Origin of the sequence: Actinoplanes sp. CA-131856, from assembly GCF_050956135.1 — a bacterium.
Classification (GTDB): Bacteria; Actinomycetota; Actinomycetes; order Mycobacteriales; family Micromonosporaceae; genus Actinoplanes.
The window spans coordinates 2,073,603-2,096,997 of record NZ_CP191849.1 but is presented as its reverse complement, the minus strand read 5'-3'; the positions used below and the strand labels follow the sequence as shown (position 1 = coordinate 2,096,997).

Genomic DNA, 23,395 nt, shown 5'->3' with positions numbered 1-23,395 from the left:
ATCCGGGCACAGGGGGTGTGCGTCACGGCGCGGAACGGTACCGTCGTCGTGCGCCGCGCCCAGCCAGGGCGCATCTGCCCACCTGCTTCGGAGGGCGGCGCGCACAGCTCGACGGGAGTCTGCAAGCAATGGAGCCGACGTCCAGCCCCGACAACGCTCGGTCGAACCGCGGCCTGGCCCGCTTCTGGCCGGTGCACCGCGAAGGGGAGGACGAGGCCACCACGCCCGACGCCGCCGAGTCCCCGGCCACCCATTCGGGTGAAACCGAGATGGTGGCCCTCGGCTCCCGCCGGCAGTCGGAGACGCCCGGTCCGCCGGTGGCGTCGGCCTCGCCCGAGCACGACGAGCGCGACAAGCCGGCCGAGGGGCCGAAACCGCCGTTGTCGGCGCCCACGTCCGGCAGCGGGCCGATCCCGTCGGCCCGCCCCGAGTCGGTGGTGCCGCCGGCCAAGCCGCCGCTGCCCGTTCCCGGTGGCCAGCACGGCCTGCCCGATCGGGATACTGATCACTCGGAGGCCGCCGAGCGCGAGGACGAGGCCGTCCCGGCCGTAGAGTCCGCTCGGGCCAACCCCTGGGACCGCGACCCCGGCACGTTCGGCGGGTTCGGTCTCGGCGGCCGCAACGGGCGGATGCTGTTCGGCGGGCGCAACCCGCTCGAGCCGCGCCCGGCCGGCCTCAACGGGCACAGCCACGGCGAGGCGAACGGCCATGCCTCTACTGTGGATGGCCGCGAGCAGGCGGACGAGAACGACGAGAACGGGCGTGATGACATGAACGGACGCATCCCGGCGACGGGCGAGAACGGGTCGGCTCCCGTCTCCGGCCCCACGGGGGCGACCGGCTGGGCGTCGGTGCCCACCTCCAAGCACCCGACGGTCACCCCGACCTCGGGCGCTCCGGTCTCCGGCGCGCCGACGTCGGGCGCCCCGGTCTCCGCGGCCCCCGTGTCCCCGGCGCTGGGCTCGACCACAAACGGCCTGAGCTCGACGGGAAACGGCCTGGGCTCGACCGGAAGCAGCTTGGGCTCGACCGGAAACGGCCTGGGCTCGACCGGAAGCAGCCTGGGCTCGACCGGAAACGGGCTGGGCCCGACCGGAAACGGGCTGGGTTTCGGCGGTAACTACGGTGAGCCGCCGTCCTACACGCCGGCCCTGCCCGACCCCGAGGCCGGCCCGGTCTCGGGTGTCCCGGCGCCCCGGGCGGCCTCGGCCAGCATCCCGGTGCCGGCCGCTCCGCCCACGAAATCCCCGGTGACGTTCAGCGGCGACCTGACCGCCAAGACGGTCGAGGAGGAGGAGCCGGCCCCGCTGCCGCGCCGCTCGGCCAGCCTCGAGGACGCCGAGCCGGCCCGCCGCGGCCGCCGCGCCGCCCCCGAGGAGCCCGAGGAGGAGAAGCAGGAGGACGCCCCGCTGCGCCCGGGCGACGTGGCCGAGGGCAGCATCGCGTTCTGGGACGAGGACGCCGTCCGCCACTTCCGCGCCGCCTGGCACGAGGTGAAGGCCGAGTTCGTCGACGACCCCGAGACCGCCCTGACCCGGGCCCACGACCTGCTCACCGACGCGGTCAACGAGCTCACCGAGGCCCTGCTGGCCGAGCGCGACGAGCTCGACCCGCTGCGCGGCAACAAGAGCCCCGACACCGAGAGCATGCGCATGGCCATGCGCGGCTACCGCGAGTTCCTGGACCGCATCCTGGCGCTCTGACCCGCTACGGCCTCGGCCGAGGCTGTAGCGCACCAGCAACGTCGGGGGCCGGAGCGCCATCAGACCCGAAGCCATCGCCACGTGGTCGTCCACCGTCCTCGTACGGATGTATTTCTTCCGGGACAAGGCCAGCGGTGCCCTAGTGTCCTCGCGTGCCGTTGCCGATCTCTGGTTCGAAGTTCGACAAGCTCGGTTCCCGGCTGCGGGATGCCGAGCAGTTCTCGGACGCCGACTCCGAGATGCTGGAGCAGGTGCTTGCGGCGTACGACGACGCGTTGACAGACGTTCGCGACCGGCTCCGGGGTTTGGGTCTCGAACCGACCACCCGCCTCAAGACGACGCAGACCCTGGTCGACAAGCTCCGGCGTACTTCCGGATTGACCATCCGTGGCATCCATGACATCGCCGGAGCGCGAATCGTGCTCGACGGCGGTAGGTGGAAACAAGATCAGGTCGTCGCCCGCATCGTGGAGGCCTTCCCCGCGACAGACAAGGAGCCGCGGGTGCTGGACCGCCGGCAGGAGCCGAGCTTCGGCTACCGGGCAGTACATGTCGTGCTCTTCATGGGGCGACTTCCGGTGGAAGTACAGGTCCGCACTGACCTTCAGCATCGTTGGGCAGAGGTCGTCGAAAACTTGGGCGATCGCTGGGGACGTGGACTCAGGTACGGCGAAGGCATCGACGAGCCCGACAAGGTTGCGGTTACATCAGGATCTCGGACCATCACCCGAGCAGGTTTCCTCAGCCAAGTGCAGTCGCTCGGTGACGATTTAGACCGCTTCGTTGAGAATGCTGCTTGGTCAATGCGACGAGATGGGGTGACAGGGTGAACCACTACTTGATCGTCTTTGACCGCACAGTAGGCCGGGTACTGCGAAACGACGCCTACACGGACCGACACGAAGCTCTTCGTCAGCGTTTCCAGGCCGAGCGTGCCTACCAGGGCAAAGATGACATCGAGATCGTGGTTCTTGCGGCCGACTCGCCTGACGCGCTTATCAAGACGCACGCGAGATACTTCAAGCCCCTCAAGGATCTCCTCCAGAGCGCCCTGAACAAGACACAAGGCCCGCCCGCGGGGCCGGGCGCCCAGCCCGTTCATAGCTGATCCGTCCGCGGCACCTCCTCCGGCGACCGGCCCGGCGGAGCGACGTCACGGGGCTCGGGTTCGGCGGAGCTTCCGCGCCCGTTGGCAGCCCTCAGCTTGCCGCGCTACCAGACCGTCCTGAAGCAGTACGACGACCTGGGCTCAGCTCGGCACGTTGGCATACCGCTTTCCGGAATCGCCCCAACGTCGACAGAGCCGGGCCGGGCCGAGCCGCTCCGCCCATACCCACCGCGTCGAAAATCAGACTCGACCCGCCATTTACCCGCCCGCGAAATTCATCTAGCGTTGAACTCATCAACCGATGAAATAGATGGAGGCCACCGATGATCGAGGTGAAGGACCTCGTGATCGAGCGGGGCAAGCGGGAAGTTCTGCATGGCGTCAGCTGCACCGTTCCGACCGGGCGGGTGACCGGGCTGCTCGGGCCCAGCGGCAGCGGCAAGACGACTCTGATCAGGGCGATCGTCGGGGTGCAGATCGTCAAGTCGGGCTCGGTGACGGTGTTCGGCGAGCCCGCCGGGAGCGCCGGGCTGCGGCGCACCGTTGGCTACGTGACGCAGGCGCCGAGCGTCTACGCCGATCTGACCGTGCGGGAGAACGTGCGCTACTTCGCCGCCCTCTACGGGCTCGGGGCGGCCGAGGCCGGGCGCGCCATCGACGACGTGGGGCTGACGGACGCGGCCGGGCAGCTGGTCGGCAATCTCTCCGGTGGGCAGCGCAGCCGGGCCTCGCTGGCCTGCGCGATGATCGGCACGCCGCGGCTGCTGGTGCTCGACGAGCCGACCGTCGGGCTCGACCCGGTACTGCGGGCCGACCTGTGGGCGAAATTCCACGCCCTCGCCGCCGCCGGCACGACGCTGCTGGTCTCCAGCCACGTGATGGACGAGGCCGGGCGGTGCGACCAACTGTTGCTGATCCGCGAGGGCCGCATCGTGGCCGACGACACCCCGGCCGCCATCCGTTCCGCGGCCGGCGCCGACGATCTTGAAGAGGCGTTTCTGCGGCTCATCCGGGAGCAGGTGACGGCATGATCCTTGTTGCCACCTGCGGGCGGATCCTGCGGCAGCTGCGGCACGACCGGCGGACGGTGGCCCTGCTCGTCGTCGTTCCGGTGCTGCTGCTGAGCCTGCTCTATTTCATGTACGACGGCGCCGGCCCCACCTTCGACCGGATCGCGCTGACCATGCTCGGCATCTTCCCGTTCGTCATCATGTTCCTGGTGACCAGCATCGCGATGCTGCGCGAGCGGACCACCGGAACCCTGGAACGTCTGCTCACCACTCCCCTGGGCAAGCTCGACCTGCTCTTCGGGTACGGGCTGGCGTTCGGTCTCGCCGCCGCCGTCCAGGGGGTGGTCGCGACCGGCGCCGCGTACTGGCTGCTCGGGCTGACGACCACGGGCAGTGCGGGTCTGGTCGTCGTGGTCGCCGTGCTCAACGCCGTACTCGGAGTGGCCCTTGGTCTGTTCTGCAGCGCCTTCGCCCGTACGGAGTTCCAGGCCGTACAGTTCCTTCCGGTGGTCGTCGTGCCGCAGATCCTGCTGTGCGGGCTGTTCGTGCCGCGCGAGCAGATGGCCGGCTGGCTCGAGGCGATCAGCAACGTGCTGCCGCTGACCTACGCCGTCGACGCGCTCCTGCAGGTCGGGCAGTTCGCCGAGCCGACCAGCGAGATGTGGTGGGATCTGGTGATCGTCGCGGGCGCGGCCGTGGTCGCGCTCGTCCTGGCCGCCGCGACCCTGCGACGGCGGACTGCTTAGGAGCTTTCTTGGTACGTCGAAGCGGGCGCCGTCCCGGCAATCAGGACACCCGCGCGTCCATTCTGGAGGTCGCCCGGTCGTCCTTCGCCGAGAAGGGGTACGACAAGGCGTCGATCCGCTCCATCGCGGCCGGCGCCGGCGTCGACCCGGCGCTGGTGCACCACTACTTCGGCACCAAGGAGAAGCTGTTCCTGGCCGCGCTGAACGCGCCGATCAACCCGGGCGAGCTGATCCCGCAGGCGCTGGCCGGACCGCGGGAGCAGGCCGGCGAGCGGCTGGTGCGGATGGCGCTGTCCGTGTGGGACTCGCCGGCCGGCGCGGCCGCGCTGGCCGTCTTCCGCTCGGCGCTGAGCAACGAGTGGAGCGCGCGGCTGCTGCGGGAGTTCGTGGTCACCCAGATCCTGCGCCGGGCGGTCGGCGAGCTCGTGATCGACCCGGCCGAGGCGCCGATGCGGTCGGCGCTGGTGGCCACCCAGATCGCCGGGCTCATGGTGACCCGTTACGTGCTGCGGATCGAGCCGCTGGCCAGCGCCGACCCCGCGGTGCTGGCCGCGGCGATCGGCCCGAACGTCCAGCGGTTCCTGATGGAGCCGCTCGATCTCAGTCCCCGCACCGGTGGCACAGCACCGGGTGCAGCAGATGAGCCAGATCGTGGCGGTCGGTGACCGGGCGCGGGAAGGCGAGACGGGCCAGCTTGTCGTCGAGACGGACCATGAAGCCGTACCGGTCCATCCGTACGACCTGGGGTTCGGCCTTGGGCTGGAACGTCGACCCGAGCTGACGGCGCACGTAGGCGCTCATCTCAGCCTCGTGGTGGTCGATCAGGTCGGCGATCAGGTCGAACTCGATGCGGCAGAGCGGGTCGGCCGTGGCCTCGGCCCAGTCGTCGACGTCGACGTCGACCAGGTTCTCGTTGCGCTCGTAGCGCACCTCGGCCACGTCCATCCGGTGGATGACCTGGCCGTCGCCGACGTCGAGCAGATCGCCCGAGGCGTCGACGTCCGCGTAGTCCAGCGTGGCCGCCCGCAGCTCGTCCCCTTCGAGCAGCGTGGCCCAGCCGGAGATCCACACCCGGCCCAGGGCGGGCGAGCCGGCCATCGGCGGCACGTCGGAGATGTCGAGCACCATCGCGGTGTCGTCGTTGCCCTCCTGCGGCACGAGGGCCGCGGCGAAGGCGCCGTCACGCGGCGACAGCAGCAGCACACGGCCGTTCGCGTCGGTGACGTGCCGCACGGGCAGGGGGCCCGGACGGCACGCGATGTGCGCGACGCCGGGCAGGTGGCCGGCGGCGAGCGTACGCGCTACCTCGGCGTGAGTGGGCTGCATGGTGAGGACCTCCGGGCACCGGTTAGGCTTGCCTTAGTAAGGTGAGGCTAACCGTAGCATCGGCGTTTTAGAAACTCAGCCTCAAGCGCAAGTGACCCTCGGAGACTTCATGAACAACTCCCGACCTAAAGCCAAGCTCTCTCGGGCGCTCGGCATCCCCCTGACGCCGAAGTGCGTGAAGTACTTCGAGAAGCGGCCCTTCCCGCCGGGTGTGCACGGCCGTAGCCGTCGCAAGGCCTCGGACTACCAGGTCCGTCTGCTCGAGAAGCAGCGCCTGCGGCACCAGTACAACATCAGCGAGTCCCAGATGCGGAAGGCGTACGACGACGCCCACCGGGCCGAGGGCAAGACCGGCGAGACCATGGTCAGCCTGCTCGAGCGCCGCCTGGACGCCGTGGTGACCCGCGCGGGCCTGGCCCGCACGGTCTACCAGGCCCGCCAGCTCGTCGTGCACGGCCACTTCACCGTGGACGGCAAGAAGGTCGACCGCCCCGGCTACCGGCTCAAGCCGGGCCAGGTCGTCGAGGTGCGCGAGAGCAGCCGGCAGAAGCCGCCGTTCCAGATCGCCGCGGCCGGCGCCCACGTCGACGGCCCGACCCCGCCCTATCTCTCCACGGTCCTCGAGGACCTGCGCACCACGATGATCAGCCTGCCGCAGCGCTCGGAGATCCGCGTGCAGTGCGACGAGCAGCTGGTAGTCGAGTTCTACGCCCGCTGATCAGCGGGTTTGTTCGAGCCAGCTCGCGTAGAGCTTGGCGTAGATCGAACCCTCCTGGTTGACGAGTTCGGAGTGCGGGCCGCGTTGGACGACGCGGCCCGCGTCCACCACGATCACCTCGTCCGCGGCCTGGGCCGTGGAGAGCCGGTGCGCGATCGCCACCGTCGTCCGTCCCCTGGTCACCGTGTCGAGGGCGTGCTGAAGCCGCACCTCGGTGGCCGGGTCGACAGCACTGGTCGCCTCGTCCAGGACCAGCAGGTCAGGATCGGCGACGTACGCCCGGACCAGCGCCACCAGCTGCCGCTCGCCCACGCTGAGCGCCTCGCCGCGCTCGCCCACCGGGGTCTCGAGCCCACCCGGCAGCCCGTCCAGCCAGTCCTTGAGCCCCAGCTCGACGAAGGCGTCCGCCAACTGCTGGTCGGTGAGCGACGGCTCGGCGAAGCGGATGTTCTCGGCCACGGTCGCGTCGAACAGGAAGCCGTCCTGCGGCACCATCACCACGCGCGAGCGCAGTGACGAGAACCGCACCGAGGTCAGCGGCGTCCCGGAGAGCAGAACTTCACCCTCGGCGGGGTCCATCAGACGGGTGAGCAGCTTGGCGAAGGTCGTCTTGCCGCTGCCGGTCTCGCCGACCACGGCCACCTTCGTCCGGGCCGGGATCTCCAGATCGACGTCGTGCAGCACGACCGGGCCGCCGGGATAGCGGAACGAGACGTCGTCGAAGCGTACGGAGAGAGGACCCACCGGAAGCGGGACGCCCACGTCGTCGGGGTCGGCCACGTCCGGGCTCAGGTCGAGCACGTCGAGCACGCGGCGCCAGCCGGCCACCGCGTTCTGCGCCTCGTTGAGCATGTCGGTGGCGATCTGCACGGGCTGGATGAACAGCGTCACCAGGAACAGGAACGCGGTCAGCCGGCCCACCGTCAGGCCGCCGTCCTCGCCGATCAGCACGCCCACCACGACCACGGCGGCCAGGGCCAGACCGGCGCCGATCTCGCCGCTGGAGAAGCTGGTGACGCTCGTCTTCAGGGCGCGCTGCTGCGCGTTCCGCAGACCGGAGATCGACTCGTCGAGCCGCTTCTCGGTGCGGCCGGCCACGCCGTACGCCCGGATGACCAGCGCGCCCACGACGCTCTCGGCGACCGCGCCCAGCATGACGCCGGTGCGTTCGCGGACCGCGGCGTAGACCGAGGCCAGCCGCTTCTGGAAGAGCCGGATGATCGCGACCGAGGGGCCGAACGCGAGCAGCACCACGATGGTGAGCTGCCAGGAGTAGACGAACATGACGATCGTCGAGACGAGCAGCTGGCCCGAGGCGAGCAGCAGTTGCACGCCGCCGGTCTGGAGGAACTGCGAGATCTGGTCGACGTCGCTGGTCACCCGGGACACCATCGTGCCGCGCCGCTCGGACTGCTGGTGCAGCATCGACAGGTCGTGGATGTGCCGGAAGGTGCGCGAGCGCAGGCCGCCGAGCGCGGTCTCGCTCACCGTGAACAGTCGCCGGGTCATCAGATAGCCGGCCAGCGTCGAGATCATCAGCGCCACGAAGGTGACCGCGACGACGCCGACCACGTAGTTGAGGTCCGGCCCGCCGGCGCCGCGAATACCGTGGTCGATGCCCTGCTGGACGGCGATCGGCACGGCCACCCGGCCGCCCATCTGGACCAGGGCGAGCGCGATCGTCCCACCGAGCCCCGGCCTGAGTTCCGGAGAGAGCGCCAGCCCGCGCTTGATCGTCGCAAAGGTTCCGGTGCTCAAGCTTCGACCCTTTCGGCCTTCTCGTACGCGGTCACGAGATCCGCATAGCCCTGGTGGTTGGCGAGGAGCTCGGTGTGGGTTCCGGTGGCCACGACCTTGCCCTGCTCCAGGTAGACGACCTCGTCGGCCAGCGCGATGGTGGCCCGCCGGTAGGCGACGACCAGGATGGACGCGCCGGCGTCGTTGCCCCGCAGCGCGGCCAGGATGTCGGCTTCCACGCGCGGGTCGACCGCGCTCGTGGCGTCGTCCAGCACCAGCAGTCTCGGCTTGCCGGCGAGCGCCCGGGCCAGCGTGATCCGCTGCCGTTGGCCGCCGGACAGAGAGGTGCCGCGCTCACCGACCGCGGTGTCGAGCCCTTCCGGCAGATTGCCGACGAATCGGTCGGCCTGCGCCAGCTCAAGCGCCCATGCCACCGACTCATCGGATATTTCCGGACGGTCGAGCGTCACGTTGCCGCGGATCGTGTCGTCGAAGACGAACGGGATCTGCGGGACCAAAGCGGACGCCCGCGCGAGTGCGGCCTCGCTCAGGGACGGCACCGCCGTGTCGTCGAGGACGATCCGCCCGTCGACCGGGTCCATGAGGCGCACGGCGAGCGAGGCGATGGTCGACTTGCCCGATCCGGTGGCGCCGACCAGAGCGACCGTCTTACCCCGGGGCACGGTGAAGGAGACATCGCGCAGGACCAGGGGGCCGTCGCCGTAGCGGAAGTCGACCTTGTCGAATCGCAGCTCGGCGGCTCCTTCGCCGTCGGCGCTCTTGTCGCCGTACGACAAATCGCCTGTCGCCGAAAGGACGGCCTGGACCCTCTCCCAGCCGGCCACGCTGCGCGGCAGCTCCGCCACCACCCACCCGATCGCGCGCACCGGGAAGGCCAGCACCGTGAACAGGAAGCTCACCGTGACCAGCTCGGTCACCGAGATCGCGCCGGACTCCAGCCGCCAGGCGCCGAGCAGCAGCACGGCCAGGGTGCCCAGGCTGGGCAGGGCGTCCATGAGCGGGTCGAACAGGCCGCGGAGCCGGCCCACCGAGATCAGCGCGTCGCGCAGCTCGGCCACGAAGACGCCGAACCGGCGCGACTCGTCGGCCTCGCGGCCCATCGTCTTGACCACCAGCGCGCCGTCGAAGCTCTCGTGCGCGACCGCGCTGACCTTGGCCCGCATCTGCTGGGCGCGGATCTGCCGCGGCGACATGGCCCGCGAATAGACGAAGTTCAGGCCGAACAGGGCCGGGAAGAGCGTGACGCCGACCAGCGCCAGCACCGGGTCGGTGAAGAACAGCGCGACCACGGCCGCGACGATCATCACGATCGTGCCGACCGCGAACGGCAGCGGCGCGATCGGCACGAAAGCGGCCTCCACGTCGGAGTTCGCGTTCGACAGCAGGGTGCCGGTGGCGTGGCGCTGATGCCAGGCGGGCGGCAGTGAGAGATAGCGGCTGGTCACCGCCCGGCGATAGCGGGCCTGGAGCCGGAACTGCATGAAGCCGGCGCCCAGGCGGCGGCCGAAGACGCTGGCCACGCGCAGCCCGCTGAGGCCGAGGAAGACGGCCGCGATGAGCGCGAGCTCACCCGTTCCGGCCTTTCCGCTGCTGAAAGCGGGCACGACGACATGGCCGATCACGTAGCCCACCACGTACGAGTTCGCGATGACCAGAAGGCCGAAGACGCTGCTGCCGACAACGCCGACGGTGAACAGGCGCGGTTCCGTCCGAATCGCCTGTCCCAGCACGCGCAGTCCCCGTCCCAGCACATCGCGGCTGGTCCTGCTGCTCAATTTCCTACCTGACTGGTAAGTGTTCGCCGGGGGTTCCGGCCTTACTTCCCCATCCTGCCGAACGGGCGCCGTTCGTTCACAGGTACGACAATGTGTCTACGATCACGTTCGTGACCGCCTATGCCCGGAGCGAACGCCGGCTCCTCGCCGACCTGCTGCTTTCGCTCGGACCGGACCAGCCCACGCTCTGCACCGGATGGACGACCCGCGATCTCGCGGCTCATCTCGTGGTACGCGACCGGCGGCCCGACGCCTCGGCCGGCATCCTCCTGCCGCCCCTGCACGGTCACGGTGAACGCGTGCGGTTGGCCAAGGCTTCCCAGCCGTACGAAAAAGTGATCTCCGAATTGCGAACGCCGCCGTGGTGGAGCCCGGTCAGCAACCCGTTGCTGGACGAGGTGACGAATGTGGTCGAGTTCTTCATCCACCATGAGGACGTGCGGCGGGCGCAATCCTCGTGGACGCCGCGCTCCCTCTCCCCGGGCGAGCAGGCGGCCTTGTGGAAGGCCGTGCGGATGACCGGCAAGCTGGCCCTGCGGCGGGCCCGGTTGTCGGTGGAGATCCGCTCCGACGGCTTCGGCTCCTTCACCGTCGGCGAAGCTCCGGTGGCCACCTTGTCGGGAGATCCTGGTGAGATCGCGCTCTTTCTCACCGGCCGCAAGGATGCCGCCCGGGTGACCGTGACCGGCGACGAGGCCGCGCTCCGGGACGGACGTTTCGGGCTCTGATTGGCCCAACTGATCAGGGCTCGATTGGCCTACGCGGGCGAGCCAATCCCCGCCTACCGTTCTCGCCATGAAGCTTTCCGTGGCCCAGGGCACCGCCCTCAGCATCGGTGCCGTGCTCGGCACCGGCGTGATCTCCCTGCCCGCCCTGGCCGCCGATGTCGCCGGCCCCGCCTCGCTGGTCGCCTGGGCCGCGCTGATCGCGCTCTCGGCGCCCCTGGCCTGGACCTTCGCGGCGCTCGGGGCCCGACATCCCGACGCCGGCGGCGTCTCCACATTCGTCCGGCTCGCGTTCGGGCCCCGGGCGGCGGCGGCCGTCGGCTGGTGCTTCTTCTTCGCGGTGCCGCTCGGCGCGCCGGCAGCCGCCGCGTTCGCCGGTGGCTATGTGGCCGACGTGGTCGGTGGCGGCCGGGCCACCGTGCTCGGCACGTTCCTGGCCGTGGTCGGCACGGTCGCGGTGATGAACTGGTTCGGCCTGCGGGTCTCGGGCCGGGCCCAGCTCGCGCTCACCGGCACGCTCGCCGTGCTGCTGCTCCTCACGGTGATCACCGCGCTGCCGCATGCCCGGTGGGGGAACATGACGCCGTTCACGCCGCACGGCTGGGCCGGCGTGGGCACGGCCGTGGCCGTGCTGATCTGGGGTTTCGCCGGCTGGGAGGCGGTGTCGTCACTGTCCGGGCAATACCGCGATCCCCGCCGCGACGTGCCGCGGGCCACGGCGATCGCGGTCGTGGTGGTCGGCGCGCTCTACCTGGCCGTGGCCGTCACCAGCGTGCTGGTGCTCGGGCCGGCGCTCGGCGACAGCCAGGCGCCGCTGGCCGACCTGCTCGCGGCCGGCGTGGGCGGCCCGGTGCGGGCGCTCACGGCGGTGGTGGCCCTGCTGCTGACGGCCGGTGCGGTGAACGCCTACTTCGCCGGGTCGTCGCAGCTGGGGGCGGCGCTGGCCCGCGACGGGGCACTGCCGGCGAAGCCGTTCGGCACGCCGCGCAAGGCGCTGCTCGCGGTGTTGCTCGGCAGCCTGGTCTCGGTCGTGCTCCCGATCGACCTGCACACGATGATGCTGCTGGTCACCGGCTGCTTCACGCTGGTCTACGTGATCGGCACGGCGGCCGCGGTCAAGCTGCTGGCCGGCCGGCAGCGGGCGGTGGCCGCTGTGGCGTTCGTGGCCGTGGTCGCGCTGCTCGGGCTGACCGGGCCGCCGGCGCTGCTCAGCCTGGTCGTCGCGGCGGGCGCGATCGCCTATCAGGCGTGGCGCTCCAAGATGCCGGCCAGCAGCGCCATCCCCTCGCCGATCAGCGACGGGTCGGCCGCACCGAACCCGAACACGAGACCGGTCTGCCCGGTGGACTGATCGGCGAAGCCGGTGGACGGGCCGACGGCACCGGTGGACGGGGTGGCGAAGCCGGTGGACGGGCCGACGGCACCGGTGGACGGGGTGGCGAAGCCGGTGGACGGGCCGACGGCACCGGTGGACGGGGTGGCGAAGTAGGTGCGCAGGTCGTCGAGGCCGATCCCGGCTCGCGCGGCCGCCCTGGTCACCGCGGTCGAGTCGACGGGGGTGACCGCGGCCAGGTGCAGGCCGGCGGCGGACGGGATCGCCTCGAGACCGGGGGTGGACATCAGCGCGGCGACGAGCCTGCGGTGCCGCACGGCGTAGGCCTTGCCGGCCTTGCGCACGTGCCGGGCCAGTTGGCCGTCGTCGATGAAGCGGGCCAGCGCGGCCTGCACGGCGGGCTGGCCGTGCCCGTCGCCCATCTGCCGGGCGGCGACCAGCGCGTCGCGCAGACCGGGCGGGGTGAGCAGAAAGCCGGTGCGCAGTGACGGGAGCATGCTCTTGGAGAACGTGCCGGCGTAAAGCACCCGGCCCGCGGTGTCGAGGCTGTAGAGCGGCTCCAGCGGGCGCGACAGGAAGCGGAACTCGCTGTCGTAGTCGTCCTCGACGATCGCCACCGACCGGCGGCCGGCCCAGTCGAGCAGCTCGCGGCGGCGGGCCGCGCTCATCGCCCGGCCGAGCGGGAACTGATGCGACGGCGTCGTGTAGACCACGGTGGACGACGACGGGATCGCCGAGACGACCAGACCCTCGGCGTCGACCGGCACGGGGGCGACCCGGGCGCCCAGCGAGGCGAACAGGCGCCGGGCCGGTGGATAGCCCGGGTCCTCGACCGCGACCACGTCGCCCGGCGTGATCAGCACCCGGCCGATCAGGTCGAGGGCGTGCTGCGTCCCGTTGGTGATCACCATGTCGGCCGCGCTCGCCCGCACGCCCCGGGCCACGCCGAGATAGCGGGCGATCGCCTCGCGCAGGGCCGGGTGGCCGGACGGTTCCGCGTACGTGCCCAGGCTGTTGGCCCGCAGCCGGGTCTCGGCGACCAGCAGGCGCCGCCAGGCGTCGAACGGGAAGAGCCCGGCGTCGGGGATGCCGACCCGGAAGTCGTAGCGCGGCGGTGGCGCGCCCCCACTCGTCGGCAGTGGCGCGAAGGCCCATCCGCGCCGCGGCTTCAGCGAACCACCCTCGCGCCGGGGTGTTCGACTTGTCGGCGTGAAAGCGACGAAAGTTCCCGCCCCGACCCGAGCGTCCAGATAGCCCTCGGCGGCGAGGCGCTCGTAGGCGCCCGCGACGCTTCCCCGCGCGATCCCGAGATCGGCGGCGAGGACCCGGGTCGCCGGCAGCCGCGATCCGGGTGGCAACCTGCCGTCCACAATGGCCTCCCGCAGCGCGCGATAGACGGCCACGGTCTTGTTCCCGCCGGGCGGAATGATCAGATCCACCAGCACATTCTGGGCCCCGATATGGCCCATACGATATGCCGCCACACGGTGACCCTCCGTATAGACTAATTGGCACTCGTCAATATCACGGGGCCGAGAGAGGACAGCGCATGGCGAAGAGACGCATCCTGATCGCGGGCGTACTCGCCGCGATCACCGCGGCCGCGACGGCCACCCCGGCCGCGGCCGCCGCCACCGGCGAGATCCGCCTGGACGGCACGGCCACCGCGGTGCCCGGCAGCTACATCGTGGTCCTCAAGGCCGGCGCCAAGTCGCCGGCGACGCTGGCCACGAGCTTCGGAGGCCAGGTACGCCAGAGCTTCGGCACGATAAACGCGTACGAGGCCGGCATGACCGCCTATCAGGCCAAGCGCCTCGCGGCGAGCCCCGACGTCGAGTACGTCGAGCAGAACCAGACGGTCTCGCTGCTGGCCACGCAGGCCAACGCGACCTGGGGTCTCGACCGCATCGACCAGCGCAACCGTCCACTGAGCACCACGTACTCGTACACGACGACCGGCTCGGGCGTCACCGCGTACGTCATCGACACCGGCATCCGCTACACGCACAGCGACTTCGGCGGCCGGGCCTCGTTCGGCTACGACGCGGTCGGCTCCGGCGGCGTCGACTGCAACGGTCACGGCACCCACGTGGCGGGCACGGTCGGCGGCACCACCTACGGCGTCGCCAAGCAGGTCCGCCTGGTCGGCGTCCGCGTGCTCAACTGCTCGGGCAGCGGCACCACGGCCGGCGTCATCGCGGGCGTCAACTGGGTCACCACCAACGCGGTCAAGCCCGCGGTGGCCAACATGAGCCTCGGCGGCGGCGTCAGCAGCACCCTCGACAGCGCCGTCTCCCGGTCGATCACCTCGGGCGTCACCTACGCCCTGGCCGCCGGCAACTCCAACGCCAACGCCTGCAACTCGTCGCCGGCCCGGGTCGCCGCGGCCATCACGGTCGGCGCCACCACCAGCACCGACGCGCGCGCCAGCTACTCCAACTACGGCAGCTGCCTGGACATCTTCGCCCCGGGCTCGTCGATCACCTCGGACTGGTACACGTCGAATTCCGCGACCAACACGATCAGCGGCACGTCGATGGCCAGCCCGCACGTCGCCGGCGCGGCCGCCCGGGTCCTCTCCGGCAGCCCGAGCCTCACCCCGGCCCAGGTGCGCGACAGCCTGGTCAACGGCGCCACGACGGGCGTGGTCACGAGCGCCGGCACGAACTCCCCCAACCGCCTTCTCTACCTGGCCCCTTAAACCCTTCCTTTTCGTACGTCCCGACACCCGGCCCGCGGATCAGCGCGGGCCGGGCTCGTGCGGAATATGGAATGCAGTACATATCCTGCGTTGGGTGACCATGGAATCGCGGACAGTGCCGAGCCTCTGGCGCAACCGCGAGTTCAATCTCCTGTGGACAAGTCAGACTTTGTCCGACCTGGGGGCGACGATCGCCCAGCTCGCCGTCCCGCTGCTCGTGCTCGAGGTGACCGGCTCGGCCGTGCAGGCCGGCGCCGTCGGCACCGCCGCCCAGGTCACCAAGCTCGCCTGCCGCCTGCCGGCCGGCGTCCTGGCCGACCAGATCAACCGCCGCACGGCCCTGCTGGCCTGCGACATCGTCCGGCTCATCGCGTTCGCGGCGCTGGCCGTGGCCGTCGTGGCCGGGCACGCCAGCCTCGCCACGATCATCGTGGTGGCGGTGATCGACGCGGTCTGCGGCGCCTTCTTCAACACCACCGAGCACGCCGCCCTGCGCAGCCTGGTCCCCGTGCCGCACCTGCCGGCGGCGGTGGCCCGCAACGAGGCCCGCAGCTACGGCACCTCGCTCGCCGGTCCCCCGCTCGGCGGCCTGCTCTTCGGCATCACCCACGCCCTGCCCTTCGTCGGCAACGCGGTGTCGTACCTGGCCTCGCTGATCGGCGTCGCCCTCATCCGCAAGCCCATGCAGACCGCCCGGCACCGGCCCGGCAGCCACCTCGAGGCCCTGGCCGAGGGCCTTCGGTTCGTCTTCACCAACGCGTTCCTGCGCTCGGTGCTGATCGTCGCGGCCCCGCTGAACCTCGCCCTCACCGGGACGATCTTCACGATCATCGTGACCCTCCAGGACCAGGGCACGCCGCCCGGCGTCATCGGCCTGACCGAGACCATCGTCGGCGCCGGCGGCCTGCTCGGCGCGCTGGCCGCGCCGGCGCTGCTCCGCTGGCTGCCGTTCACGCGGCTGATCCGCTCCCTGTGCTGGGCCTCCTTCGCCTTCCTGACGGTCAGCGCGGTCCCGGCCATCGGCGTGGCCACGGCGGCCCCGGTCGCCCTGGCGGTCTTCGCCGGGCCGGCCTGCAACGCGGCGCTCTTCGCCCACCAGGCGGCGATCACCCCCGACGCCCTCCAGGGCCGCGTCCTCAGCGTGATCTTCATGGCCGCCATGTCCGCCGCCGCGGCCGCGCCCCTGCTCGCCGGCCTGCTCGTCACCGCCGGCGGCCCCCGCCTGGCCATCCTGGCCTTCGCCACGGTCGTCGCCGTCTCGGCGGTCACCGCCTCGCTCGCGCCCGCCCTCCGGGAGACCGGCTCCTAGAGTTACTCGCCGGTTTCACGCTGTGAGACGACCTGGCCTCCCGGTCGATAGAATCGATGTGAGGCGCCGTGCCACTAGCCCTCCCGCCCCGTCACCAATACTCTGCGGTAACAAGTTCGTTAACTCCCCCGTTCCTGCATCTGAAGGCGGCGCCGATGGCTCTCGAGGTCCCGTACCGGTCGATCCCCGACATGTTCTTCAAACGGGTGGCCGCGACTCCGAACGGTCAGGCCTTCGCCGTGCCCAACGCCGACGACAGCGGCATGGTCTGGCACACGTGGGCGCAGGTCGGCGAGCGGGCGACGGCGATCGCGGCGGGCCTGCGCGAGCTCGGCGTGGGCCTCGAGGACAGGGTCGCCATCCTCTCCGGCACCCGGTTCGAGTGGGTGCTTGCCGACCTGGGCATCAACTGCGCGGGCGCGGCCACCACCACGGTCTACCCGACCACCGAGCCCGAGGACGCGAGCTACATCGTGGCCGACTCCGGGTCCAAGGTGCTGATCGCCGAGAACGCCAAGCAGGCCCTGAAGATCTCGGGCGTCGACACCGCCGTCACCCACGTCGTCATCATCGACGGCCCGGCCGACGCCGGCGCGACCCCGCCCCAGCTGACGCTGACCGAGCTCGAGGAGCGCGGCGCCGCCGTCCTGCGCGACAAGCCGAACCTGATCGCCGAGGTTGTCGAGGGCATCAACCCCGACCACCTCGCCACCCTCATCTACACCTCGGGCACCACCGGCCGGCCCAAGGGCGTGCAGCTGCTGCACGCCGGGTGGACCTGGGAGGGCGTCGCCCAGCAGGGCCTCGGCCTGTTCGAGTCGACCGACCTGCAATATCTCTGGCTGCCGCTGTCGCACTCGTTCGGCAAGACGCTGCTCTGCGGCATCATCCACGTGGGCGTGCCGACTTATGTCGACGGCCGCGTCGACAAGCTGGTCGACATGCTCGCGGTGGTCCAGCCGACGCTGATGTGCGCCGCTCCCCGCATCTTCGAGAAGGTCTACAACAAGACGGTGACCACGGCCCTGGAAGGCGGCGGGGCCAAGGCCAAGATCTTCCACTGGGCCGTCGGGGTCGGCAAGCAGAAGGTCGCGCTCGAGCAGGCCGGCAAGCCGCTACCGGGTGGGCTCAAGCTCAAGTTCGCGGTGGCCGAGCGCCTGGTCTTCAGCAAGCTGCAGACCAAGCTCGGTGGCCGCCTGCGCGTGCTGGTCAGCGGCTCGGCCCCGCTCAGCCGCGACATCGCCGAGTTCTTCGCGGCCGCCAACCTCCCGATCATGGAGGGCTACGGCCTCACCGAGAGCAGCGCGGCCAACTTCGTCAACCGCCTCGACAAGCTCAAGATCGGCACGGTCGGCCTGCCCCTGGGCGACCTCGAGTGCCGCATCGACACCGACGGCGAGGTGCTGCTGCGCGGCGCCCCGGTCATGCGCGGCTATCACAACCTGCCCAAGGAGACGTCCGAGGCGTTCACCGAGGACGGCTTCCTGCGCACCGGCGACATCGGCGAGCTCGACGCCGACGGCTTCCTCCGGGTCACCGACCGCAAGAAAGACCTGGTCAAGACGTCCGGCGGCAAATACATCGCCCCGTCCGCGATCGAGGGCATGTTCAAGGCGGTCTGCCCGTACACGTCGCAGGCCGTCGTCATCGGCCAGGCCCGCAACTTCGTGACCATGCTGATCTCGCTCGACGAGGACGCGATCAAGGGCTGGGCCGCCAGCGGCCCGCTGGCCGGCAAGAGCTACCAGGACATCTGCTGCGCCCCCGAGACCCAGCAGATGATCGACGGCTACATCCAGGAGCTCAACGGCAAGCTCAACCGCTGGGAGACGATCAAGAAGTTCGCGATCCTCCCCCGCGACCTGAGCATCGAGGCCGGCGAGATCACCCCCTCCATGAAGATCAAGCGCCGCTCGGTCGAGACCAACTTCGCCGAGCAGATCGACCAGATGTACGCCGGGTCGCTCGCCCAGATCTGACCATCAGAGCTCCTTGTTGGGGCGGATGTCGATGCTCATCGCCCCGATGGCGGCCGGATCGGCCAACTGGTCGATCCGGCTGACCCGGTCGCCCTCGAAGGCGAAGACGAAAGCCACGCGGACCTGACCGCCGACGGCCCAGACCAGGCCCGGCTCGCCGTCGAGGAAGGCGAGACGCGCCGACTGGGCGCCGCCGTTGAAGCGTCCGGCCACCTCGCCGGCGCCGGTCAGCACGGCGGTCGCCCCGATCTTGACGGCCTCGGGGTCGGCCCGCAGCACGACATCGGGGTCGAGCAGGGTGAGCAGGGCGCTGAAGTCGCCGGCCCGGGCGGCGGTCAGAAAGGCGCTCACGACGGCCCGCCGCCGGTCGGTGCCGTCGTCGTCCGGGACCTGCTCGCCCCGCACCCGCCGCCGGGCGCGGCTGGCCAGCTGGCGCGCGGCCGCCGGCGTACACCCGACGATCTCGGCGATCTCCGGAAAAGGCACGGCGAACATGTCGTGCAGGACGAAGGCGAGACGCTCGCTCGGCCCGAGCGTGTCGAGAACGAGCAACAGGGCGGGCCCGATGGCGTCGGAGAGAAGCGCCTGCTGTTCGGGGCCGGGCTCGTCGTCGTACGTCGTCGGGGGAATCTCGGTCTGGTCCTCACGCCGCGACGCCCGCGAGCGCAGCATGTCGAGGCAGACCCGGGAGACGACGGTCGTCAGCCAGCCGGTCAGGTTGCCCACGTCGCTGGTGTCGCTGCGGCTCAGGCGCACCCAGGTCTCCTGGACGGCGTCGTCGGCTTCGTCGGCCGAACCGAGCATGCGCTGGGCGACGGCGCGCAGATGCGCCCGGTCGGCCTCGAAGCGCTGCGCCAGCAGATCCAGTTCGCTCATCGTCACACCTCTCGTTCGGCACCCGTCATACGTTGTGACGGGCCGCCCCGGTCCGCTGTGACAGAGGAGGAACCATGCCCATCCGTACGATCACCATCCCGGTCAAGGACCTCGGCGCGGCGAAGGCGCTCTACACGGCGTTGCTGGGCACGCCGCCCTACATGGACGAGCCGTACTACGTGGGTTTCCGCCCGGAAGGCGCCCCCGAGATCGGCCTGAACCCCCACGGCGACGTGGCCGCGGGCCCGATCACGTACTACCACGTCCCCGACATCGAGGCGACCATCAAGTCGTTGACGGCCACCGGCGCCACGCTGGAGCAGCCCGCGAAGGACGTGGGCGGAGGCGGCCTGACCGCCACGCTGCGCGACACGGACGGCAACGTGTTCGGCTTGTTCCAGGGCGCAACCGAGTAAGAGGCACGCGGGGCGCCGCCTGACCGCGCCCGCCCCGCGCCCACCTTCCCGGCCCGGCTTTCCCCGCCCGCCCTTCTCGCCCTCCCCGCCCTGCCTTCCCCGCCCTGCCTTCCCCGCCTTGCCTTCCCCGCCCTTCACATGGCTGGCCGCCGTCCACTCGCCTTTTCCAACCCGCTGGCCGCTTGGCCGGGCGGCGTCGGATTTTCAACCTCCAGCCGGCCGGCCGTCGCTGCGGCGCCCTCTTCGCGGCGGGCCGAAAGTGTCGTAGGGGGCTGGTAGAAAGAGCGCGAGTCGAGGAGGACTGCGATGGCTGAGAAACCCCGGTCGCCGGCCGAGCGCAAGGCGGATGTGCTGGCAAAACTCGCGGCGCCGGTGGCCGACGCCTGGGTGGCTACGGCCGATGGTGACGAGCCCTATCTCGTTCCGCTGACCATCGCCTGGTTCGAGGACCGGGTGCTGCTGGCCACCGACACCGGGTCGCCCACCGGGCGCAACCTCGCCGCGCACGGGCGGGCCCGGGTCGCGCTCGGGGGGACCCGTGATGTCGTACTGATCGATGCTGTCTTGGAGAAAGCGATTCCGGTCGCCGAGTCGGGGCGGGCCGGTGAGGCCTACGCCGATCAGAACGACTGGGATCCCCGTACGGCTGGGGACTCCTACGCTTTTCTCGTGTTGCGCCCGGAGCGTGTTCAAGCGTGGCGGGAGGTGAACGAGCTGGCCGGCCGCACCCTCATGCGGGACGGGGTCTGGCTCGTCTGACGTCTCGTCAGGCGATCACCGTTGGGGAGCGCCAGGACGGGGACGTCGCCCGGTCCAGGTCGTGACGGACGGTGGCGATCCGGCGTACGGCCTCGATCAGGTCTTCGGCGGGGAGGGTGAAAGGCAGGCGCAGGAAACGCTCCAAGGTGCCGTCCAGGCCGAAGCGGGGGCCGGGGGCGAGGCGGACGCCCACGTCCTCGGCGGCTCGGGACAGGGCGCTGGAGATCGGGCCGTCCAGTTCGGCCCAGAGGGAGACGCCGCCGGCCGGCAGCACGAAGCTCCACTCCGGCAGGGCGGTCCGCAGGGCCGTGACCAGGGCGTCGCGCTGGATGCGGAGTTCTTCGCGGCGGGCCTTCACGATCTGGGTGGCCTGATGCATGAGGCGGACGGCGACCAGCTGCTCCAGGACGGGGCTGGCCATGTCGACGCCGACGCGGATGGCGGCCAGGCGCTGCACCAGCGGGGCCGACGCGCGCACCCAGCCGATGCGCAGGCCGCCCCAGTAGGCCTTGCTCATGCCGCCGATCGACACCACCCGGCTGTGCCGGTCGAAGACGGCCACCGGTGGGGGCATCTCCTGGTCGTCCAAGGGCAGGTCGACGAAGGACTCGTCGACGATCAGCTCGGTGCCGGTCGCGTGTGCCGTGGCCACCAGGCGTTCGCGCAGGTCGGTGGTCATCAGGTGGCTGGTCGGGTTGTGGAACTCGGGGATGACGTACGAGACGCGAGGGCGGGTCTGGCGCAGCGCGCCCAGCAGCATCTCGCCGTCCCAGCCGGTGGCCGTGTCCAGGCCGTGGGTGCTGAGGCGGGCCCGGCGGGCCGAGAGCGCGGCCAGCGCGTTCGGATAGGTCGGCGCCTCCACCAGCACGGGCGAACCGGCCGGCACCGACAGGCGCAGCACCAGGTCGAGGGCCTGCTGGGTGCCTCCGGTGATGAGGATCTGCTCGGCCGAGGTCGGCACACCCCGCTCGGCGTAGCCGGCCGCCACCGCCTCGCGGAGCTCGCCCAGGCCGGTCGGGTGATAGCCGGCGCTGCCCAGGTAGCGCGGCAGGTCGGAGGCGGCGTCGTGCGCGGCCGTCACGAGCTCGGCGGGGGCGGCCGAGGCGGCCACACCCAGGTCGATCACGTCCTGGTCGTCGCCGGCGGCCCACAGACCCGACGGCGCGACCCGATGGCCCTGCGGCAGGGTGGTCCAGCTTCCGGCGCCCCGGCGGCTGGTCAGATGGCCACTCTCCCGCAGGGTCCGATACGCGGCCGAGACCGTCGTGCGGCTCACCGCGAGCGCCTCCGCCAATTCGCGTTCGGCCGGCATCCGTACGCCCAGAGGCAGTCGCCCGTCGGCCAGCAGGCCCCGCACGGCTCCGGCCAGGGCGGCGTAGTCGGGACTGCGGTGACGGCCCGGCAGGGAATGCCACTGCCCGAGCAGACGGCCCAATTGGCCCCCGCGAATCGTCGTCGTCACATCCACCTCCGGCGAATTGGCACTTCAGCACACCCTAATTGGCCTTCAGACTGGCACCCGTGCAACCACGTGGCAACCGAGATCGTCGTCTCACCCGGCGGACCGTCCAGCTCTTCACCGGCCTCGTCCTGTACGGCGTCAGCATGGCCTTCATGGTCGAGTCGGCCCTCGGGCTCAACCCGTGGGACGTCTTCCACCAGGGCCTGTCCGAGGCCACCGGCGTCAGCTTCGGCTGGATCGTCATCCTGGTCGGCGTTCCTGTGCTCCTGCTGTGGATCCCGCTGCGGCAGCGCCCCGGCTTCGGCACGGTGGCCAACCTGGTCGTGGTGGGGTTCGCGGTCGACGGCGCCCTGGCGGTGCTGCCGGCGGGCGGGACGATCCCGGCCCGGGTCGGCTACCTGGTCGGCGGGATCCTGCTGAACGGCCTGGCCACCGGCCTGTACATCGGCAGCCGGTTCGGGCCCGGACCACGCGACGGCCTGATGACGGGTGTGGTGGGCCGGTTCGCACGCCTGTCGGTCCGTCTGGTCCGTACATCAATCGAACTGTCGGTCTTGACCGTCGGCTTCTTCCTGGGCGGCACGGTGGGCATCGGGACCATCGCGTACGCCCTGGCCATCGGCCCTCTGGTGCAGTTGTTCCTGCCCCTGTGCACGGTCCCCGGCGGCGCCGAACGGCCCGTGCTGGCCCATTGAGTCGCGTCACTCATCCGGGTTCATACACACTCACTCACCGGTCGTACGCCTTAGGGTGATGTGTCCGTATTGGACGGCGTGATATGCCCCGCTGATTCGGTTTTGCAGTCCGCCCGTTGCATCACAGTCTTGTGATCATCGCGACACATCCGCTTCCGGGGACACGGGTGTCGCGGCATCATTGCCGCATGGGGGCGGGCAGCTGGCAGTGGAACGACGCTTGGATCTTCGTGTCCGCGGTCATCGCCGAGCGCCTCGAGCGCGACCGGGCGATGCACGCGGCCCTACCGGTGACCGGGGCAAGCCTTGCCGATCTGCTGGCGGCGGCCGACTTCCTGCACCACAGCGTCCCCAGCCGAGACGACTTGCAGGAGTCGGTGAGGCGCCTGGCCGGGGCCGGTTTGATCGTGGTCGAGGACGACCTGGTCGAGGTGGCGCCGGCCGGCGAGCAGTTGTGGCGGACGAGGCCGTTCAGCGGGTTGTCGTCGGCGGTGATGACATTGCAGGCGCAGTTGAACAGGGCGGCCACTCCTGGGGAATCGGACTGGACGCTGGACGAGCAGACGTACGCGACCGCGGTTCGGGAGTACAGCATCCGGTTGGCCGACGGGCGCTGAGGCCAGGGCCTGGCGGCGCTTTCATACCCGAGTTACGGCGGTCGGCGGGTCGGGCTTGATCGCCGCGCTTTCACACCCGGGTTACGGCGGCCAGCCGGTCGGGGGCGTGCTTTCACACCTGAGTTACGGCGGCCGGCTGGACGGGCTTTATCACCAGGCGCGGGGGCGCTCTCACACCCCGAGTTGCGGCCGCCGCTGGTCCCGCTTGATCACCACGGAAGTGAGGCGCGGGGCGCGCTTTCACGCCCGGGTTGCGACCGTCGCTGATCCCGCCTGATCACCACGAAGGCCAGGCGCGGGGCGCGCCTTCACGCCCGGGTTGCGGTCTCCGGGTGGTTTGGACTGGCTGCTGTAGGGCGGCGGTGCGGTGTGCCTGAAC

Annotated in this window: 22 protein-coding genes; 16 read left to right on the top strand and 6 right to left on the bottom strand. The window is 70.9% G+C overall.

What is annotated here, in order from left to right:
• Positions 1-128: 128 nt before the first annotated feature.
• The 6 genes from ACQP2X_RS10080 to ACQP2X_RS10055 all read left to right on the top strand — a co-directional run bounded on the left by ACQP2X_RS10080 (position 129) and on the right by ACQP2X_RS10055 (position 5,232).
• On the top strand, positions 129-1,703 hold the full coding sequence (locus tag ACQP2X_RS10080) for a protein-tyrosine phosphatase family protein (RefSeq protein ID WP_498695957.1): 1,575 nt from the start codon (positions 129-131) through the stop codon (positions 1,701-1,703).
• 152 nt (positions 1,704-1,855) lie between these two features.
• On the top strand, positions 1,856-2,533 hold the full coding sequence (locus ACQP2X_RS10075; RefSeq protein ID WP_498695956.1) for a RelA/SpoT domain-containing protein: 678 nt from the start codon (positions 1,856-1,858) through the stop codon (positions 2,531-2,533).
• Positions 2,530-2,811: a hypothetical protein gene (locus ACQP2X_RS10070; protein WP_498695955.1), complete on the top strand. Its 282-nt coding sequence runs from the start codon at positions 2,530-2,532 to the stop codon at positions 2,809-2,811. Before ACQP2X_RS10075 ends, ACQP2X_RS10070 begins: the two co-directional genes overlap by 4 nt.
• Before the next feature lie 323 nt (positions 2,812-3,134).
• Positions 3,135-3,842 (top strand): ABC transporter ATP-binding protein, encoded by a 708-nt coding sequence (locus ACQP2X_RS10065; RefSeq protein WP_498695954.1) that lies wholly within the window; start codon positions 3,135-3,137, stop codon positions 3,840-3,842.
• Positions 3,839-4,567 carry an ABC transporter permease gene (locus ACQP2X_RS10060; RefSeq protein WP_498695953.1) on the top strand — a complete coding sequence of 243 codons (729 nt, stop codon included), beginning with the start codon at positions 3,839-3,841 and terminating at the stop codon, positions 4,565-4,567. The genes ACQP2X_RS10065 and ACQP2X_RS10060 overlap by 4 nt, the downstream gene beginning before the upstream one ends.
• Positions 4,568-4,575: 8 nt before the next feature.
• Positions 4,576-5,232, top strand: a complete 657-nt coding sequence (locus tag ACQP2X_RS10055; protein ID WP_498695952.1) for a TetR/AcrR family transcriptional regulator — start codon at positions 4,576-4,578, stop codon at positions 5,230-5,232.
• On the opposite strand, the gene ACQP2X_RS10050 is transcribed toward ACQP2X_RS10055, so the two are convergent.
• On the bottom strand, positions 5,168-5,893 hold the full coding sequence (locus ACQP2X_RS10050; RefSeq protein ID WP_498695951.1) for a DUF2470 domain-containing protein: 726 nt from the start codon (positions 5,891-5,893) through the stop codon (positions 5,168-5,170). The genes ACQP2X_RS10055 and ACQP2X_RS10050 overlap by 65 nt on opposite strands.
• Positions 5,894-6,002: 109 nt before the next feature.
• On the opposite strand from ACQP2X_RS10050, the gene rpsD reads away from it, so the two are divergent.
• Positions 6,003-6,611 carry a 30S ribosomal protein S4 gene (gene rpsD / locus ACQP2X_RS10045; RefSeq protein ID WP_498658153.1) on the top strand — a complete coding sequence of 203 codons (609 nt, stop codon included), beginning with the start codon at positions 6,003-6,005 and terminating at the stop codon, positions 6,609-6,611.
• Here rpsD and ACQP2X_RS10040 read toward each other — a convergent pair whose 3' ends face one another.
• Both ACQP2X_RS10040 and ACQP2X_RS10035 read right to left on the bottom strand, forming a co-directional pair.
• Complete coding sequence (locus tag ACQP2X_RS10040; RefSeq protein ID WP_498695950.1) at positions 6,612-8,369, bottom strand: ABC transporter ATP-binding protein; 1,758 nt, start codon at positions 8,367-8,369, stop codon at positions 6,612-6,614. It abuts the gene before it with no gap.
• Complete coding sequence (locus ACQP2X_RS10035) at positions 8,366-10,144, bottom strand: ABC transporter ATP-binding protein (protein WP_498695949.1); 1,779 nt, start codon at positions 10,142-10,144, stop codon at positions 8,366-8,368. Before ACQP2X_RS10035 ends, ACQP2X_RS10040 begins: the two co-directional genes overlap by 4 nt.
• A gap of 110 nt (positions 10,145-10,254) precedes the next feature.
• On the opposite strand from ACQP2X_RS10035, the gene ACQP2X_RS10030 reads away from it, so the two are divergent.
• Together ACQP2X_RS10030 and ACQP2X_RS10025 are read left to right on the top strand one after the other, a co-directional pair.
• Positions 10,255-10,872: a TIGR03085 family metal-binding protein gene (locus ACQP2X_RS10030; protein WP_498695948.1), complete on the top strand. Its 618-nt coding sequence runs from the start codon at positions 10,255-10,257 to the stop codon at positions 10,870-10,872.
• Positions 10,873-10,939: 67 nt separating this feature from the next.
• Positions 10,940-12,220, top strand: coding sequence for an APC family permease (locus tag ACQP2X_RS10025; RefSeq protein ID WP_498695947.1), 1,281 nt, complete (start codon positions 10,940-10,942; stop codon positions 12,218-12,220).
• Here ACQP2X_RS10025 and pdxR read toward each other — a convergent pair.
• Entirely contained in the window at positions 12,112-13,641 is a 1,530-nt protein-coding gene (gene pdxR, locus ACQP2X_RS10020) for a MocR-like pyridoxine biosynthesis transcription factor PdxR (RefSeq protein ID WP_498695946.1), read from the bottom strand. The two genes, ACQP2X_RS10025 and pdxR, sit on opposite strands and share 109 nt — an antisense overlap.
• 110 nt (positions 13,642-13,751) lie before the next feature.
• Between pdxR and ACQP2X_RS10015 the strand changes: the two genes are divergently transcribed.
• The 3 genes from ACQP2X_RS10015 (at position 13,752) to ACQP2X_RS10005 (ending at position 18,191) form a co-directional block, all read left to right on the top strand.
• Positions 13,752-14,903, top strand: a complete 1,152-nt coding sequence (locus ACQP2X_RS10015) for a S8 family peptidase (protein ID WP_498695945.1) — start codon at positions 13,752-13,754, stop codon at positions 14,901-14,903.
• Positions 14,904-15,003: 100 nt separating this feature from the next.
• Entirely contained in the window at positions 15,004-16,212 is a 1,209-nt protein-coding gene (locus tag ACQP2X_RS10010; protein ID WP_498700893.1) for an MFS transporter, read from the top strand.
• 155 nt (positions 16,213-16,367) lie between these two features.
• Positions 16,368-18,191: an AMP-dependent synthetase/ligase gene (locus ACQP2X_RS10005; RefSeq protein ID WP_498695944.1), complete on the top strand. Its 1,824-nt coding sequence runs from the start codon at positions 16,368-16,370 to the stop codon at positions 18,189-18,191.
• A gap of 3 nt (positions 18,192-18,194) precedes the next feature.
• Here the strand turns inward: ACQP2X_RS10005 and ACQP2X_RS10000 are convergent, their stop codons facing one another.
• The gene (locus ACQP2X_RS10000) at positions 18,195-19,067 is read right to left on the bottom strand and encodes a sigma-70 family RNA polymerase sigma factor (RefSeq protein WP_498695943.1); all 873 of its coding nucleotides are present in this window, start codon (positions 19,065-19,067) and stop codon (positions 18,195-18,197) included.
• A gap of 74 nt (positions 19,068-19,141) precedes the next feature.
• Between ACQP2X_RS10000 and ACQP2X_RS09995 the strand changes: the two genes are divergently transcribed.
• The gene (locus tag ACQP2X_RS09995) at positions 19,142-19,483 is read left to right on the top strand and encodes a VOC family protein (protein ID WP_498695942.1); all 342 of its coding nucleotides are present in this window, start codon (positions 19,142-19,144) and stop codon (positions 19,481-19,483) included.
• 306 nt (positions 19,484-19,789) lie between these two features.
• Positions 19,790-20,242 (top strand): pyridoxamine 5'-phosphate oxidase family protein, encoded by a 453-nt coding sequence (locus ACQP2X_RS09990; RefSeq protein WP_498695941.1) that lies wholly within the window; start codon positions 19,790-19,792, stop codon positions 20,240-20,242.
• 7 nt (positions 20,243-20,249) lie between these two features.
• On the opposite strand, the gene yczR is transcribed toward ACQP2X_RS09990, so the two are convergent.
• Complete coding sequence (gene yczR, locus ACQP2X_RS09985; RefSeq protein WP_498695940.1) at positions 20,250-21,704, bottom strand: MocR-like transcription factor YczR; 1,455 nt, start codon at positions 21,702-21,704, stop codon at positions 20,250-20,252.
• 59 nt (positions 21,705-21,763) lie between these two features.
• Between yczR and yczE the strand changes: the two genes are divergently transcribed.
• Together yczE and ACQP2X_RS09975 are read left to right on the top strand one after the other, a co-directional pair.
• Positions 21,764-22,399, top strand: coding sequence for a membrane protein YczE (yczE, locus tag ACQP2X_RS09980; protein WP_498695939.1), 636 nt, complete (start codon positions 21,764-21,766; stop codon positions 22,397-22,399).
• A gap of 188 nt (positions 22,400-22,587) precedes the next feature.
• Positions 22,588-23,016 (top strand): hypothetical protein, encoded by a 429-nt coding sequence (locus ACQP2X_RS09975; protein WP_498695938.1) that lies wholly within the window; start codon positions 22,588-22,590, stop codon positions 23,014-23,016.
• Positions 23,017-23,395: the final 379 nt, after the last annotated feature.

Bases quoted from the DNA above. Each gene is read 5' to 3' on its own strand.
- ACQP2X_RS10080 (WP_498695957.1), top strand. From the start codon at position 129: ATGGAGCCGACGTCCAGCCCCGACAACGCTCGGTCGAACCGCGGCCTG.
- ACQP2X_RS10065 (WP_498695954.1), top strand. From the start codon at position 3,135: ATGATCGAGGTGAAGGACCTCGTGATCGAGCGGGGCAAGCGGGAAGTT.
- ACQP2X_RS10060 (WP_498695953.1), top strand. From the start codon at position 3,839: ATGATCCTTGTTGCCACCTGCGGGCGGATCCTGCGGCAGCTGCGGCAC.
- ACQP2X_RS10050 (WP_498695951.1), bottom strand. From the start codon at position 5,893: ATGCAGCCCACTCACGCCGAGGTAGCGCGTACGCTCGCCGCCGGCCAC.
- rpsD (WP_498658153.1), top strand. From the start codon at position 6,003: ATGAACAACTCCCGACCTAAAGCCAAGCTCTCTCGGGCGCTCGGCATC.
- ACQP2X_RS10025 (WP_498695947.1), top strand. From the start codon at position 10,940: ATGAAGCTTTCCGTGGCCCAGGGCACCGCCCTCAGCATCGGTGCCGTG.
- ACQP2X_RS10015 (WP_498695945.1), top strand. From the start codon at position 13,752: ATGGCGAAGAGACGCATCCTGATCGCGGGCGTACTCGCCGCGATCACC.
- ACQP2X_RS10010 (WP_498700893.1), top strand. From the start codon at position 15,004: ATGGAATCGCGGACAGTGCCGAGCCTCTGGCGCAACCGCGAGTTCAAT.
- ACQP2X_RS10005 (WP_498695944.1), top strand. From the start codon at position 16,368: ATGGCTCTCGAGGTCCCGTACCGGTCGATCCCCGACATGTTCTTCAAA.
- ACQP2X_RS10000 (WP_498695943.1), bottom strand. From the start codon at position 19,067: ATGAGCGAACTGGATCTGCTGGCGCAGCGCTTCGAGGCCGACCGGGCG.
- ACQP2X_RS09995 (WP_498695942.1), top strand. From the start codon at position 19,142: ATGCCCATCCGTACGATCACCATCCCGGTCAAGGACCTCGGCGCGGCG.
- ACQP2X_RS09990 (WP_498695941.1), top strand. From the start codon at position 19,790: ATGGCTGAGAAACCCCGGTCGCCGGCCGAGCGCAAGGCGGATGTGCTG.
- ACQP2X_RS09975 (WP_498695938.1), top strand. From the start codon at position 22,588: ATGGGGGCGGGCAGCTGGCAGTGGAACGACGCTTGGATCTTCGTGTCC.